Raw genomic sequence first — 17550 nt, 5'->3', positions numbered from 1 at the left:
TATGGCGTTTTAGCTCGCAAAACGTGGCTTTCCGGCGTGTTAAAGGCCGCGTTTCGTCTTGCAATATGCCGCCTTATGTCGAGCCGTATGCCGATGCCTTATCAGCAGCACTGCAGGCGGCTCACTTCATGACGGCATAAAAAATGCGGCAGAACTGTCACAGCCCCGCCGCATCTGTAATTAAAACATGTTTTGTTAACAACAGACAAATTAATTATAAAGTCTTGAATGCCTGTATTCCCTGATGATTGATGTCCAGGGCTTCGGCCTCGCCAAGATAGCGCATGCTCTTGTCCTTGTTGCCGAGTCCGCAGTAGCCCAGTGCCATCATGTATTTGCAGTGAATCTCGTTGCGCACCTGCAGGTCGTCTTCCCATATCAGGAGGTCGGGCAGGGAGACGGCGAAATAGTCCATCCTTACCTTGTCGAAGAGATGCTTCTCGCCATAGTTCACCAGCTTGTGGAAGCGGCCGTTGGCCTCGCCCGTGCGGCCCAGCTTGAGCAGCGCCATGCCCTGATAGAATATCTTGTCGGGCTTTGCGTCGTTGTAGTAGAGCGCTGCGGCAGGCTCTGTGGGGCCTTCGGTTGCCTTCAGCCAGCACTGGCGTGCCTTGTCGGTCTGTCCCATGGCGTCGTATGCCACGCCCATCAGATAGTAGAAGTCGTTCTCCTGCGCTCCGTGCAGCTTGCCTTCGCCGAGATGATGAGGATATGTGAGGCACTCTTCGAGCAGGCTCACGGCGTCGGCATGTCGTCCTTCGGCTATGGCCTTCTTTGCCAGTTCGACGCGTGCAAACTGATATTGTGCCGGCACCTTGCCTTCGCCGCCCTCCCAGGGGTGGAATATGTGGGCGTCGAGCTTTGCCTTTGCCTCCTCATACTGTCCTGTCTGGTTGAGCAGGGTTATCTCCTCGAGCAGCAGGTCGTCGCGCCTGGCAACGAGGTTGCCGTATTTTCTTAGCAGAGCGAGACGCTCGGCGTGAGGACGGCGTACGCATTTATATAGCTGGTCGAGCTCCATGAGCACGCGGGCGTCGGTGTTGTCAAGCGCAAAAGCCTTCTCCATTAGTCTCACGGCCTTGTCCTTGTCGCCCTGCTTGTTGAACGCAGCCAGGGCAAGATTGCGCCACACAGTGGGGAACTTGTCGTCGGCTGCGGCCGATCTTTCCCATGCCTTTATCGCAAGGTCATACTGCCGCTTGTCGTAGTAGAGGCAGCCCAGATAGTAAGGTGCCTTGGATGCCTGGGGCAGATATGCCATGGCGCAGTTTAGCGCGAGCACGGCTTCGAGACGGTTGGGGAAGCAGTAGTCAGAAGGATATGCCTCTGCCTTGGCAAACAGCTCTTTGGCTGCCTCGGCGTCGGTTGCGGCGTTGCACCAGCCCATATAGTAGTATGTCATCGGCGTCAGTGCTCCCTCTTCTATTGCTATGCTCCACAGCTTCAGCGCCTCGCAGGCGCAGCCTGCCGCGCAGTAGTCGAGCGCTATCTCGTCGTAGTTGTTGGCGCATCGTCTCATCATCGTCTTCAGCAGCTGCAGCGTGTCGTCGTCGCCAGTTATGATATATTTCTCAAACAGACAGCCGTAGTTGAATCTGTCTATCCCGAGCGACTCCTCAATCAGTTTCAGAGCCTCGTCGTTGCGTCCCGCCTTGCGCAGTATGGTCGTTTTCAGCGCGCGCGCCTTGTGGTTGTGCCAGTTGCGTATCAGCGAGCGGTCTATCTCGTCCATGGCGTCAGTCAGGCAGTTGCGCATCAGAGATATCTGCGCGCAGGCAAAATAGCCCGCATCCTGCCATGCGCCGTTCCATGTCGACTTGTAGAACTGGTCGTAGGCCTCGTCTGTGCGTCCCTGATACTTCAGCGCCAGTCCGAGGTTGTATATCGGTTCTCCGTCGTACGGGTTGGGGTTGCGCTTCATCAGCACCCTGACAGCCGTGCGCAGATACTTCTCTGCACGCTCAAAGCGCCCCTTGCGGATGTACCACAGACCGAGGGCGTTGTTGTTTCTCACGTCAAGCGGGTCGCGGCGCAGAGCCTCTTCGTAGTAGTCGACGGGGTTGTATGTGGCGTGGCGGTATTGCTCAAGGTGCAGACCTGTCAGATAGAGCTGCTCCGTGGTCTTTATCTCCTCGGGCAGCAGGGCAGCTTCGGCTGCGTCGGGTATAGGTCTTACCTCGTCGGGCTCGCTGTGCCATGTCAGCAGCGTGCGTCCGCCGGCTGTTATGCTGAGGTTGAGCTGACTGAGCTTGGCGCCCTTCACGTCCACATTCTCCTCCATGATGTTCTCAGGCGTTATCGTAACCTCCTTGCTGTAATACACCGTTCCGTCGTCGTTGCGCAGCTCGACGCATACGTGCTGCTCCGATGTGGCAAATATCTTGAAGTTCACCTTGCCCGACTTGCCGTCCTGATCGATGTTCATCAGCAGGTCTTTAGTGGCGTTCTTCACCACGCCCAGCTCGCGGTAGGGCAGGAAATACTGCACAAACGACTTCTCCTCATAGGGCTGAAGCCATGTGAAGTCGGGCTGATTCTCGGTGTACACGCCTGCCATAAGCTCAATGTAAGGGCCGTCGGTGTCGGTCAGGTTGCGGTCCCATGCGCGTCCGAAGTCGCCGTTGCCCCAAGTCCACTGCTTCTTTCCGGGCGAGATGTGGTGGTTTGCCACGTGCAGCACTCCGGCCTTCGTGTCGTTCTCGTAGCCGCCCTCAAAGTCATACTTGCTGTTAACGGCCATGTAGCTCGTGGGCACAAAGATGTTCTTATAGTTAGAGATGTCTACTCCTGCCGAATAGTCCATCTTGTAATATGTGCCCGTTGCTATCGGGAACGAGCTTACGGCGCGCTTTCCGTGGTCGAACACCGCGTTGATGTCTGGCGGGAACACGCTCTGGTAATGGTCGTTAACGGCTACGGCAGGGTTTGCCCACCACAGGAACGTCTGCGGCACGTCGGTGCGGTTATACACAGCGCCCTTTATCTCAAGATAGGCATGTCCCGGCCTCAGAGTGAATCCTGCCATGCCCTTCTGATGGAACATGCGCTCCATCTCGCTCACCCACACCGTCACGCTGCCGTCGCTGTTGTGCTCTATGGCCGTGTCAACGGGCATGTAGGTGCTGGGGCGGTGATGCTGCGGCCAGTTGAACTCGATGCCTCCCGAAATCCAGGGGCCTGCCAGACCCACCAGTGCCGGCTTTATCACGTGGTTGTAGTAGATAAAGTGGCGCTGGCGTATCTTGTCGTAAGCCATCTGCACGCGTCCGCCCAGTTCGGGCAGAATCATCACCTTTATATATTCGTTCTCAATGAAGACAACCTCATATTCCTTGTCGGTTTTCTCGTCGGCAATCGACTCGATCACGGGATATGGATAAACCACTCCGCTCGAACCCTGATACACTCTCTTTTCAAGAAAGATAGGATTTTTCTCAGGTGAGCCCACTTCGTAGGTAGGTATCACCACCTTTTCTCTCCATGCTTTTACCATTTTTCTTAATCCTTTGTTATGTTATTTGTTCTTGTTTTTTCTTTTGCAGCAATGTTTGTGGCTGTATGTCATGCATGCGATAAAGTCTGCCTGCGGTCATGTCCATGGCCGCTTCATGCCCAGTGGGGCGCGGCAGGCGCCCTGTTGCGGCGTCATCTGGTAAGCTCCTTCTCTATCTCCTCGAGCGACTTGCCCTTCGTTTCGGGCAGCACGCGCATGAAGTAGACGAAGCCTGCGGCGCATATTGCGGCATAAATCCAGAACGTGCCGTAGCTGCCGAGCGAGCTGTTGAGCAGCGGGAAGGTGTAGGTCAGCGTGGTGCTGCCCGTCCACAGCGCAAAGGTGCATGTGCCCACGGCAACTGCCCTGACGCGGCTCGGAAACAGTTCGGCTATCAGCACCCATGCCACGGGGCCGAGAGTCATGGCATAGCAGGCTATGGCCGACACCACCAGTGCAACCATCAGCACGCCCTTTATCTCGAAATAATAGCATGTGCCCAGCACCAGATATATTATTGCCAGTCCGCATGCGCCTATAAGCATCAGCTTGCGGCGGCCGAGGCGCTCGACGGTGAATATGGCTACGATGGTGAATATAACGTTGATGACGCCCGTTACGACGATGTTGAACAGCACGTCGCTGAGCGAATAGCCTGCCGACTGGAATATCTCCTGGGCGTAGTTGAATATCACGTTGGTGCCGCTCCACTGCTGGAACACAGCCACCACGATGCCTATTATGACTATCCTGACGAGCGGACGGCGGAACAGCGTGCGCAGTCCGTACTGCTTGTTGTCGGCCTGTGCTGCGGCAGATATGGCCCACAGCTCCTCGTCGGCATAGCTCTCGCCGCCTATGCGTGCAAGTATGTCGCGTGCGCTGCTGTTGTCGCCCTTCATGGCAAGCCAGCGCGGACTCTCCGGAATGAAGAACACAAGGATGAGGAAGGCAAGCGCCGGGAAGGCTCCTGCCCAGAACATCCAGCGCCATCCCGTTTGGCAGTTCCATGTGTCAATGGTGTTGTGCACCACGGGTTCGGCTATCAGCCAGTTGGTTATCTGTGCCGCCAGGATGCCTATCACTATCGTCAGCTGGTTGAGCGACACCAGTTTGCCGCGTATGTGCGACGGTGCCACCTCGGCAATATACATTGGCGAGAGGCCCGAAGCCATGCCTATGCCCACGCCGCTGAGGAAGCGCGCCGCCAGAAAATAGCTGAAATGGCTGAAGTATCCCGTGCCGTAGGCAGACAGCAGGAACACCACTGACGAGGCGATGAGCAGCTTTTTGCGGCCGAAGCGGTCGGCAAGACTGCCGGCGGTCATGGCTCCCGTGAGGCATCCCACGAGGGCTATGCTCATGGCAAGACCCTGCATCTGAGGGTCGTCGGCAATGTTGAAATACACTTCGTAGAACGGCTTGGCGCCGCCTATCACCACCCAGTCGTAGCCGAACAGCAGTCCGCCCATGGCCGAGACGATGCAGATAAAATATACAAAACCCTTGTTAAACGTTTTCATAGGTTGCTTATGGTTTTTAGTTTGACATTCTTCTATATTCCCATGGCGCCGACTTCCGGCAATGTTTGTTGCCCTCCGTGTGCCCGTCATGCCGTTTTCTTATTGGCTGCAGCTTGTCTGTTGTCATGCATTCCGCAGCCTTTTTACGGCGTTTTTTTATTATCTTATTATTTGTGCCGCCGGCCGCCGTTGCCCGCTATATTGTTTGACAGCGCAAAGTTACGGACATTATAGAATATAAAAAATAGAAAAAAATCAGAATAAAATGGACAATCTTATTATTGTTTTCAGTATATTTGCATCATAGTCTATCACCGTTTGACGCCATGCTTAGAATAAAGAGCGGATTTTCGGGCGAGCGCTCGCTTGTGCTGCCCAAGATGGTTACCGACATGATGGCAGCTGACGCCATCGTATCGGTGCTCTACGTTACCGACATAGGCTATTATCCCAAGGCCGAAAACCACTACCGCGAGCGCCGCGAACCAATAGACCAGTATGTGTTTATCTATTGCATCGACGGCCGCGGAAGCTACGAGGTGGGCGGCAACAGCTATGAGGTGTCGGCCAACCAGTATTTTATACTGCCCGCAGGAGTGCCCCACAGATATCAGGCAGACGCCGAAGAGCCGTGGACTATCTACTGGATCCACTTCAAGGGCGTGCTCGCCCCGCACTATGCCGCCGACGCCATAGCCCCCACGTCGGTGAATCCCGGCATACACTCGCGCATCAGCAACCGCATAAACATGTTCGAGGAGCTGTTTGAGACGCTCAATTCGGGCTACAGCATAGAGAACATCCGCTACGCCATGTCGCTCTTTCACCACTATCTTGCCTCGCTCCGCTATGTTCACCAATACCGCAGCGCGGGCGAGAAGATAGACGAAGGTAACGTGGTGGAGGCAGCCATACATTATATGAAAGAGAACATAGAGCGCCACATGACGCTGCAGGAGGTGGCCGACTTCACGGGCTATTCGGCGTCGCATTTCTCCATGCTGTTCAAGGCGAAGACGGGGCACAGTCCGCTAAACTACATCAACCTGCTGAAAATTCAGCGTGCCTGCCTGCTGCTCGACACCACGCAGATGCGCATGAACCAGATATGCCACAAGCTCGGCATGGACGACCCGTATTACTTCTCGCGCCTTTTCAGCAAGATAATGGGCATGAGTCCGCGCGCCTACCGCACGAAACCGAAGGCGTAGAGAGCGGGATTTTTTAAATTAAAAATTAAAAAGTAAAATTAAAAATTGACAGGGGAGAGATTTCTTTTGGGGTAATTCATAATTGGCTGATGCCGAACTTTGCATTCACAATTTATAATTCATGATTCATAATTAACAATTAGCTGACGCCGAACCTCGTTTCATAATTGTCTGATGCCCAACTTCGTATCCACAATATATAATTCCTAATTTAAGATTTCATAATTAGTAATTTATGCTTCTTGTTTCTTACATCATAGCTCTAACTTCTTGTTATTGGCCTATTTCGCTCCTTTTGGCGTAAAATTTATATTTTCTGAATATTTTGTTTCCGTATAGTATTGCGATGTTTGCTAATTTTGCAGCCGTAAAATTGTAACTTAAACCGATACTTTGAAAATGACATCAAGAATAACATTCATATTAGCCTTTATTATGACTGCTGCCCTGCAGGTCGGGGCCGACAATATATTATGGTATCAGCAGCCGGCCGGCGAATGGATGGAAGCCATGCCTGCGGGCAACGGCCGCCTGTCGGCTATGGTCTACGGAGGCATAGCCCGCGAGCGGATAGCCCTCGGCGAGATAAGCCTGTGGTCGGGAAAGCCCGACGCATCTAACAACGACATATGCGGAAAGGATAAGCTCGACGAGATGCGCCGCTGCTTCTTCAACGGCGACCCGGAGCGCGGCAACGAACTGGGCAACAAATATCTCAACGGACTGGGCCGCTCCTTCGGCACTCATCTGCCGCTCGGCGACATGGTGGCCGACTTCAGATATCCGTGCGGACAGATACGCAACTACCGCAGGAGCATCGACATGGACAGCTCGGTGGTGGCCGTTACGTTCAGCTGCGGCGACACAGACTACCGCAGGGAATACATAGCCGACTATCCCGACGACGTGATAGCCATGCGCTACACTGCCAGCCGCAGGGGAGCGATAACGGCTACGTTCGGTCTTAACCTGCTGCGCAAGGCCGGCGTGAAGGCCACGAAAGACGGGCTGACACTGGCGGGCAAGGTAGACTTTCCGCTGCACGGAGCGGGCGGAGTGAGCTTCTGCGGCGAGGTGAGACTGCTGCCCGAGGGCGGAACCGTAAGCATGACAGACACCACAGTAACCATAGAGGGAGCCGACGCGCTCACCATTATAATAGATGTGCGCACCGACTATAACAACAAAGACTACATGCAGCTTTGCGCTGCCACTGTTGACAAGGCCGCAGGCAAGGGCTACGGAGCTCTTCGGGCTGCCCACGTGGCCGACTATACGGCACTCTTCGGGCGCATGGACATATCATTTGGCGAGGGGGCAGGCTGCCAGTTGCCCACAGACACACGCCTGAGGCTGGCGCAGGCAGGGGCATCCGACCCTATGCTCGACGCCCTCTTCTTTCAGTACGGGCGCTACATGCTCATATCGTCGTCGCGTCCGAGCGGTATGCCTCTGTGTGCCAACCTGCAGGGAATATGGAACGACAACGGGGCATGCAACATGCCATGGACGTGCGACTATCATCTCGACATAAACATACAGCAGAACTACTGGGCTGCCAACCGCGCCAACCTGGCCGAATGCAACGAGCCGCTGTTCAGCTATATCAGCATGCTTGCCGACAGCGGAGCCGTGACGGCGCGCAAGATGTACGGCTGCGGCGGATGGGTGGCACACACCGTGTGCAACGCATGGGGCTACACCTCGCCGGGCTGGGGCGTAGGCTGGGGCATGAACGTAACGGGCGGAGCATGGCTCGCCACGCATCTGTGGAGCCACTATCTCTACACGCGCGACAACGACTATCTGCGCCGCACGGGCTATCCGCTGCTGAAAAGGACGGCGGAGTTCTTCATGGACTACATGGTGAAAGACCCGCGCACGGGCTATCTCGTAACCGGACCGAGCATATCGCCCGAGAACGGATACGTGTCGAAGAAGGGCAACCACCTAAGCCTGTCGATGATGCCTACGGTAGACCGCGCCGTGGTTTACGACATATATTCGGCATGCATAGAGGCGTCGAAGATACTCGGCACCGACAAGGCAATGCGCCGCCGCCTTGAGCGCGACATAAAGATGCTGCCGCCACTGATGACGGGCAGCGACGGACAGGTGCGCGAATGGCTCGACGACGTGCGCCGCAGCGACCCTGCCCACCGCCACTCGTCGCATCTGCTGACGCTCTTTCCCTTCGGACAGATATCCTATACGCGCAATCCCGACCTTATGGCAGCGGCGCGCAAGGGGCTCGAGATGCAGACGGGACAGAAGGGATGGGAAGACACCGAATGGAGCACGGCCAACATGCTTTGCTATTATGCCCGCATGAAAGACGCGCCGGCTGCCTACGGATGGCTGCAGAACCTGTTCAGAAAGTTCACCCGCGAGAACCTCATGACCGTGTCGCCGGCAGGAGTTGCCATGGCAGAGTACGACATATTCAGCTTCGACGCCACCGAGGCGAGCGTTGCCGGAATGTGCGAGATGCTGCTGCAGAGCTACGACGGCTTCATAGAGTTTTTGCCGGCATTGCCAAGCCAGTGGAGCACGGGCCATGTCAGCGGATTGTGTGCCGAGGGCGGACTCGTGGTGGACATGAGCTGGCGCGACGGCAAGATGACGTCGGCACGCATAAAGGCCACGGCCGACTGCACTTTCAGCGTGAAGGGCATCAGCGGCAAGATCAGGCTGAAGAAAGGAGAGGAAAAACTCATAAATTTCTGACCTGATAATATAATTTTATGAATTTTATATTGTTTAAACATGACGATATGCGAAGTCTTTAGTCTTAAATATAATGTGTAGTGATTTTATATTAGCGGCATGTTCCTGCCGCGAACGAAAAAGAGGTTGGGGCCTTCGGGCCGTGTGGTTGCTATAAGAAAAAGTTTCTTTTGATGTTATATGATTATATGTTTATTGACGTTTGAGTTTAGATTTGCATGATTTAGTTTTACCATAAATTGTTTTATTAATTAATATCGGGCAATCACAATTCAGGGTAATATACAGGGGCGGCTTTCCGGTGACGGAAGGCCGCTCTTCTTTTATATCCCCTGTCAGCCTCTTGCCGTCCGTCTGCCGTGCATGCCCGTTCCGTCGGGAGTTTGTCGCCGCTCTGCCCGGGCAGGTCATCATGCCGCATATATCTTTGCTCTGCAGGAGACTTATTCCTTCTGCCGTTGTGCTGTTCTCCTTTATTCTTTCTGTAGATTTCTGTTGACCGTTGTGCTGTTCTCCTTTATTCTTTCTGTAAATTTCTGTTGACCGTTGTTCTGTTATTCTTCATCATTTCTGTAGATTTCAGTCTGCCGTCATGCTGCTTTCCTTCAGATGTCTTGTAGTTTTCAGTCAGCATTTTTTGCCAGCAGTATGGCGCAGCAGCCGGCGGAATGTTCACCCAAAACTGCCGTTGATGTACGGCAAAATTTGGGCAGCGTGGCGCCGCGATGATTTACGTTTGACGCTCTCAGAATGGCCATGCCCGTGGCGAAACCGCGGTTGGGTGCTGAAAATTGCACAAAAATGCACTTCTGCGTTAACCGCCTGATGTGCAGGGCGTTAAGCCGTTCTGTGGTATGCCGTGCCCATTGTTAAAAAACATTACTGTGCCGTTTGAGGTGCAAAAACGATAGGTTTAAGCCACAGAAGAGGTGCTTCTGCAGCGCAAAAACAGCCCGTTTGCGCCCCGAAAGGCATCATTTTGCGGCAGAGAAAGATACCATAAGGTGAACGTATGTTAAATATTTAGCATCTGTGAGCCTGCTGAATTAACATCCATTATGAATTGATTTTCCAGATTGAGAAAAATTTTTGTCCTGACTTTTTACCTTTTCCGCTGCCTCCGGCTGCCGTTTTCAGCAAAATAGAGAGATATGAATGGCCGTGCATGATGACAATATAATCACAATTTAGCCCTACGTTTTTGTAAAGAAATATGATACCGAGATGGTGGCTGTCCAGTCGCCGTGCAGCCCCAGAACCCCATTGCCGTCAATGATTTTTGCCGCCGTAGGCTGTTGGCCCTAATCTGTTAATTTATTTATACATACAGACCTGAAAATGCAAAAAAACGCCCCTCAGTCCCCGCTTTTTGGCCAATTTGAGCCATTTTTGCTAATTTTTGCCAAATTTGCTCCATTTTCGTCGCCCTATATATTATATTTTTGCAACAGAAAATTTGTGGCAAAATGGCTGAAAATGAAAAATGCGATAAAGCAGCCTGAACAATTTATTTAATAACAAATAAAAAACCTTGAATCATTTAATACCGTAAAAAAGTAAAACAGAGAAAATCATGTGAACATTAACATTTCCAAGTTTAACCCAGAGCGGACGTCAGCCGGCATAATGAGGCTGAGCCGAGAAAAGAAAAAATTAAGAATAATTAATAATCAATACTAATTAACATGAAAAGGAAACTTTCTACTTTATTAATGCTCCTGGCATTGTTCTGCACGCAGGCAGTCTTTGCCCAGACAACAGTGACAGGACAAGTGGTGGATGAAAACGCTGAGCCGCTCATCGGCGCGTCAGTGCAGCTGAAAGGCACATCCACGGGAATGCCTACCGACATCAACGGTAACTTCAAAGTCGACGCAAAGAGCGGACAGACGCTTGTTGTGTCTTACATCGGATATGACACCCGCGAGGTGAAGGTGCCGGCATCGGGCAGCATGAAGATTGTGCTCAAGGCATCAGAAAGCTCACTCGACGGCGTTGTCGTAGTGGGTGTGCTCATGAAGAAGAGCGACCTTACGGGAGCCGTGTCGCATGTCGACGCCGACGTGCTGACCGAGAAGCCCGTGACCACCATCAACGAGGCACTGCAGGGACGCGTTGCCGGCGTGAACATCACAAAGGGTATCACTCCGAGCGACGATTCGTCGATAAAGATCCGCGGTACCAACACCATCAACTCGGGCTCGTCACCTATATATGTAGTAGACGGTCTGGTTATGGACAACCAGTTCGGATTCTTCAACTCTATCAACATCAACGACGTTGAGTCTATCGAGGTTCTCAAGGACGCTTCGGCCACAGCCCTCTACGGTTCGCGCGGTGCCAACGGTGTTATCGTGGTTACAACCAAGAAGGCTCGCAAGGGCGAAGGCACAGTGAGCTACGACGGCTGGGTGAGCTTCTCTACCATGGGCCACCGCCCCGAGACCATGAACGCACAGCAGACATTCGAGCTGCGCGCCGAGGCCTTTGCCAACGGATACGCCTTCAACAACCCCAACGCCACGGCTGAGGAGAAGCAGGCTTACTGGGACAACGTGATAATGGGCTCTAACACTGTGTTCTCCGACGAGGAGTTTGCAGGCTACCGCAGCGGCAAGACATACGACTGGCTGAAGCAGGTTACGCAGACAGGCGTTGAGCACAACCACAGCGTGAGCTTCTCTAAGGGCAGCGACAACAGCAACGTATATGTAAGCCTCGGATACAGCGGACTCGAAGGTATCGTGAAGGGCACAAAGCAGGACAAATACTACGGCCGTATCAACGCCGAGACACAGATAAAGCCCTGGCTGAAGATAGGTACAAACACATCTTATACCTACATGCACGACGACATGCCGTCGGGCGACGTATATAACAAGGCTCTCGAAAAGTCGAACCCGCTCATCGACTACACTCCCTACATGGACGACGCCACACGCCACAACGAAGAATATCTGACTCTCTACTGGCGCGTGCACACAGAGGAGAACAACAACGACTTCAACCCGTTCAACTCTATGGAGATAAAGACAGAGCGCGCACGCTATCACTTCACATCGGCAAACTATGTGAACATCAACCCGATAAAGGGACTCAACATACGCTCTACATTCGCCCTGAACAGATCAGAGCAGAGCTGGAACCAGTTTATACCTACAGGCATACAGGAGTCTATACGCCACAAGAACGGCGACGCCTACGCCACACAGCAGCGCTTCGGCGAGACACAGTGGCAGTGGGACAACACCATCAGCTACGACACACAGATTGACGGAGTGCACAACCTGAATGCCTTCCTCGGAACATCGGCATCAAGATATATATATAATGTGGTTAAGGCAGGCGGCAAGCGCTTCGCAAGCAACGACCTGGGATGGAACGTGCTGGGCAGCTCAGCCGACAGAGAGAACCGCGAGATAGAGTCTGACCTGCAGAACTCATCGCTCATGTCATACGTAGGACGCGTAAACTATAACTACGACCACCGCTACTACGTAACCTTGACCGGACGCTACGACGGATCTTCTAAGTTTGCAGCAGGCAACAGATGGGGCTTCCTGCCGTCATTCTCGCTCGCATGGGATATGACCAACGAGAAGTTCTTCCCGCAGCAGTCATATCTGTCACGCCTGAAGCTGCGCGGAGGCTACGGAGTTGTGGGTAACCAGGACATCAGCAACTACATGTATCTCACGCTCTACTATCCGCAGGCATCCAACGGCGAAGCCTTCTACGGCACCGACGGCCGCCGCGGCACACCGGGACTGACATGGGAGAAGCAGAAGCAGACCAACATAGGAGCCGACCTCGGATTCTTCGACAACAGGCTCAACATCTCGTTCGACTACTACATGATCAGAAACTCTAACCTCCTCATGTCTCACTCGCTGCCAAAGACATCGGGCTACACCTACACCGTGGAGAACATCGGAGAGCTGGAGAACAACGGATTCGAGCTCACCATCGGCGCAACACCTATACGCACCAAGGACTTCACATGGAACATCAGCGCCAACCTGTCGCACGACCAGAACAAGGTTACGAAGCTCTATGCAGGCGTTGACGAGATACTCAACGGCACCGACCGCTCGGGCAACATCTTCATAGGCGAGTCGCTCAGCAACATCTACACATACAAGTGCGGAGGCATTGCCAACGAGAACAACCGCGAGCTCTGGGAGAACGTCGACTTCAACGGACGCACCATCGGACTGGGCGACCTCTTCGTGCTCGACATCGACGGACCTGAGGGCAAGCCCGACGGCGTGGTCGACTCTTACGACCGCTACGTTTACGGCGACACCGACCCCGACATCTACGGAGGCTTCTCTACCGACCTTACATGGAAGGGACTCTCGCTCAACGCCGTATTCACCTACTCGCTCGGCGGACACAGAATCAGCTCTTACTATGAGAACCTCGTAAGCTCTGTAGGTCTGAGCTACGCTTCTACCGACCTGGCTGACCACTGGACAGAGAGCAACACCGACGCCTACTTCCCAAGAGTGATGACAAACACCGTGGGCTACAACAAGTTCTACGCATGGGAGACCGACCGCTACATCCAGAACTCGTCTTACCTGCGCCTGGCTACGCTCACCCTGGCATACAACCTGCCCGACAACTGGCTCAAGCGCATACACATGAAGTCGCTCCGCCTCTACTTCACGGCAAGCAACCTCTTCACCATAACCGACTATAAGGGCTTCGACCCGGAACTTGGCGACTACAACTATCCGCCTACAAGGTCGTACACAATCGGATTAAACTTCAGTTTCTAACACTATCACCATTAAAATAGAAAAACCATGAAAATTAAAAATAAAATAATGACATTGGGCCTGGCGGCAATATCAGCCGTTGCCATGTCTTCATGTTCGGATTTTCTGGATGAAGGACCGAAGACCTCGCTTCCGGAAGACATCATATATTCAGACACAGCCTATGTAGAGTCGAACGTGCAGACTCTCTACAAGAACTGGCGCGGACTCTTCACCGACAGGTATCTCTGGGAGCAGATGGTAGGAACCGACGAGATACAGTCGGGAGCATACCAGGCGCTCAAGGAAGACGGCGGACGCCGCGGATCGCTCGACAAGTATGACGCCCTGCTCACCTCTGAGCTGTCATACGTGGTGGAGCAGTGGGAGAACCGCTGGCCCACAGTGAGCGAGGCTGCCAAGATAGTAAACTCGCTCGGAAAGCTCAATCTTGACGAAGACAAGAAGGTAGCCGGACTCTACGGCGAGGCAAGCTTCATACGCGGCGGACTCATGATGGAGCTGGCCATGCTCTACGGACGCATTCCTATCATCGACGTGAGCCGTCAGGACGAGCTGGGCTACGGCCGTCAGCCGCTAAAGGATGTATGGCAGTTTATCATCAACGACCTGAAGAACGCCGCACAGTATTGCCCCGAGACCAACAACCCTGGACGCGCCACACGCTATGCAGCCTCTATGATGCTGGGATATGCCTACATGGCAGCACCCGAGGAGACAGGCCTGCGCGACTTCAGCCTGGCAAAGGATGCGCTCGAGACCGTTGTGAAAGGCCCCTTCAAGCTCGTGGCTTACTATGACCTGTGGGACTACAGCATAACAAACACAAGCGAGTCGATACTCGAGTGGCAGTTCAACAACGTTTATCCTGACTGCAACAGCGTGCAGTTCCAGATAGGCTCGCGTGCCGTTCAGTCATACTTCGGCGACGGATGCTACTACAGCGGCTACGACCATGCCGTGCCTTCACAGTGGGCATACAGCAACGTTGAGGACGGAGGAATATGGGAAGACGGCGACATACGCAAGGAAGAGTCTATACGCTACGACTTCACATACTACGGACAGACACCTACGCTCGACAACATCCTGTGGGAGGAGCTGGGCGACGACCACGACGAGCTGCTGCCGCATATCAAGAAGTATGAAGACTTCCGCACCGACTCTCACTCAGGCCTTGGCATCAACAACGAGTGGAACTCAGGCAAGAACATCCCGTTCCTGCGTCTTGCCAACGCCATTCTGCTCTACGCCGAGTGTCTCAACGAACTGGGACAGACAGGCGAGGCCGTTAAGCAGGTGAACATCGTGAGAAAGCGCGCATGGGAAGACAGCCTGCCTGCCGACAAGGCATGGAGCGAGGGCATGAGCCAGGACGAGTTCCGCAAGGAGATAATGACAGAGCGCGTGCGCGAGCTCTTCGGCGAGCGCTGGCGCAAGTTCGACCTCATCCGCACAGGCCACTTCCTTGACTACGTGTCAGAGCGCAACAAGTGGGCTAAGCGTTCGGGAACAATCCAGGCTTACAACGTTCTGTGGCCGATACCTCTGACAGAGATCAACCAGAACGAGGACATGACCATGGACGACCAGAACGAGGGTTACAGATAAACAACACAGCGGGCTGCGGCCTTGGCCATAGGCTGCAGCCACGCTGCCTTATAAAGGCGGGGCATAGCAGGGCCGTGTGTGCTTATGATAATAAAAAATATTCTTGCAAACTGTTATATCTGAAGCATACACCAGTTTTAACCTACAGGCATACACTGGCCCGGTTATGCCCCGCCTTAAAAAACAAAACAGGAAAACACAGTCCCTGTCTTACACGCATCATCGGCATCATTGCCGGAGCCTTAGTCTTCAGGATAAAAAAATGAAAATACAGCCAATCATATTGTTGCCGGCGTGCCACATAATCGGCAGGCATCTTGCCCGGGCTGCACAGGCGGCCCTGAGCGCGGCGTAGCCGGCATTCAAAGGCACAGCATGTAATTATTAACCTATTTAATTTATATAAAAGATATGAAAGCAAAACTTTACCTCGTCTCGGCTCTTATAGCCTCTGCCGGTACGGCCTTTGCAGCCTCGCAGAAGCCGCAGTACAATGAGATGACGCTGCCCGGAGGCGTGTCGACGGCATATTTCCGCGGAAGCCTGGTATATGCCGACGTCAACGGCGACGGCAACATGGACCTCATCGTGAAGGGCCGCGACCTTAACAACGGATGGAATCCAGACGTGGTGCTGATAACCACCGACAACAGCGGCAACCTTGACAACTCTGTCAAGCTGCCCGCAAGCATGCCCTATGAGAGCACGCTGAGCGCATTCGACTTCAACAACGACGGCCACGTTGACTATCTGCTCTGCAACTACGGCTACGAACTTTACAGAAACAACGGCGACGGCACCTTTGCCAAGGTGGAGAACTTCGCGCTCGAGAGCAACCTCAACATCAGCGACGACAACGGAACGTCGGAGTGCTGGTATATGGGACTGACGGCCATTGCCGACTTCGACATGGACGGCTATCAGGACCTCGTGGTGATGGATGCCGACGGCAATCCGGTGATGTATAAGAACAACGGCGGCGACGGCACCTTCGCAAAGGTTGCCGACTCGGGACTCTTCGCGCAGCGCAACGGAACAATGGCCGTGGGCGACTTCAACAATGACGGATGCCCCGACCTGGCCGTGAGCGGATGGAGCGACGCCGTGGGCAACGACTGCATAACAATCAACAAGAACAACGGCGACGGCACCTTCACGCGTGTTACTTCTGACGCCTTTGCCGGAACAGAGAAAGGCCAGATAATGTTTGTCGACGTTGACGGCGACGGCCGTCTCGACCTCTTCGTTACGGGACAGAGCGGCACAGAGTCGTGGGCAAGCGTGGCATATATCTACAGAAACAACGGCGACGAGACATTCAGCAAGGTCGACGCATCGCTCACAGGAGCACACAAGAGCGGATGCGACTGGGCAGACGTAAACGGCGACGGCATGATAGACATCATCTACTCGGGCGAGACAAGCAACGAGAGCAGGGCAGTGGTGGCAATCAACGAGGGCGGACTGGCCTTCACACAATATGACGACCTGCTCTGCAAGGCACGCGGAGGCGTGGCCGTGGCTGCATACGATATTAACAAGAACGGTTTCCCAAACATAGCAATAATGGGATACAACAACGACGGAGCGCCCCACATGCACGTGTATAACGGACTTTGCTCGCGCAACGTCAACGAGGCTCCCACAGCACCTGCCAACCTCGCCATGAAGGCTGACGGCGGAAAGGTTACGCTGACATGGGACGCCGCCGCTGACAGCAAGACTCCTGCCGAGGCGCTGCGCTACAACGTGTATGTCAAGCTGACCGACGGAAGCCTTGTTACGGTCATTCCGGCCGACCCCGCAACGGGCGCTCTCAGACTGGGCGACGTAAATGCCGCGCTGACATCGCGCAGCTATACGCTCAACATCAGCTCAGATAAGATAGCGGAGTGGGGCGTGCAGGCAATAGACGGAGGCAAGATGGCAGGACCATTTGCCAAGTATGACCCCACATCGGGCATAGACACTGTAACTGACGGAGCCGCCGGCATCAGCATAATGTGCAGCGGCAACGCCATAACAGTGAGCGCAGACGCAACGCTGACTGTGGCCGACATGGCAGGCAACGTGCTGCTTAGCACAAAGGTTGCTGCCGGACAGGCCGTACAGACAGGTCTTAAAGCCGGAGCCTACATCGTCAGGGCTGAAGGCAAGGACGGAGCAGCAGTGGTGAGAAAATTTATCATCAGATAGTATTG

General features: G+C 53.9%; 7 protein-coding genes. 5 read left to right on the top strand and 2 right to left on the bottom strand.

The window, feature by feature from the left end; genetic code table 11:
• Window positions 1-214: 214 nt before the first annotated feature.
• Window positions 215-3493: a DUF5107 domain-containing protein gene (locus tag ACU52_RS02630; RefSeq protein WP_053397652.1), complete on the bottom strand. Its 3279-nt coding sequence runs from the start codon at window positions 3491-3493 to the stop codon at window positions 215-217.
• A 152-nt stretch (window positions 3494-3645) separates the two neighbouring features.
• Complete coding sequence (locus tag ACU52_RS02625; RefSeq protein WP_053397651.1) at window positions 3646-5016, bottom strand: sugar porter family MFS transporter; 1371 nt, start codon at window positions 5014-5016, stop codon at window positions 3646-3648.
• A gap of 326 nt (window positions 5017-5342) precedes the next feature.
• Between ACU52_RS02625 and ACU52_RS02620 the strand changes: the two genes are divergently transcribed.
• The 5 genes from ACU52_RS02620 to ACU52_RS02600 all read left to right on the top strand — a co-directional run bounded on the left by ACU52_RS02620 (window position 5343) and on the right by ACU52_RS02600 (window position 17545).
• Entirely contained in the window at window positions 5343-6227 is an 885-nt protein-coding gene (locus ACU52_RS02620; protein ID WP_053397650.1) for an AraC family transcriptional regulator, read from the top strand.
• Window positions 6228-6626: 399 nt separating this feature from the next.
• Window positions 6627-8954 carry a glycoside hydrolase family 95 protein gene (locus ACU52_RS02615; RefSeq protein WP_053397649.1) on the top strand — a complete coding sequence of 776 codons (2328 nt, stop codon included), beginning with the start codon at window positions 6627-6629 and terminating at the stop codon, window positions 8952-8954.
• A 1685-nt stretch (window positions 8955-10639) separates the two neighbouring features.
• A complete protein-coding gene (locus ACU52_RS02610) occupies window positions 10640-13738 on the top strand; it encodes a SusC/RagA family TonB-linked outer membrane protein (protein ID WP_021855842.1) in 3099 nt (1032 codons plus the stop codon).
• A 27-nt stretch (window positions 13739-13765) separates the two neighbouring features.
• Window positions 13766-15349 carry a RagB/SusD family nutrient uptake outer membrane protein gene (locus ACU52_RS02605; RefSeq protein WP_053397648.1) on the top strand — a complete coding sequence of 528 codons (1584 nt, stop codon included), beginning with the start codon at window positions 13766-13768 and terminating at the stop codon, window positions 15347-15349.
• Between the two features lie 411 nt (window positions 15350-15760).
• Entirely contained in the window at window positions 15761-17545 is a 1785-nt protein-coding gene (locus tag ACU52_RS02600) for a T9SS type A sorting domain-containing protein (RefSeq protein WP_053397647.1), read from the top strand.
• The last annotated feature ends 5 nt before the right edge of the window (window positions 17546-17550 follow it).

It is taken from the genome of Xylanibacter rarus (genome assembly GCF_001275135.1).
Taxonomy (GTDB): Bacteria; Bacteroidota; Bacteroidia; order Bacteroidales; family Bacteroidaceae; genus Prevotella; species Prevotella rara.
The sequence above is the reverse complement of the archived record's forward strand: the minus strand, read 5'-3'. Positions and strand labels throughout refer to the sequence as shown.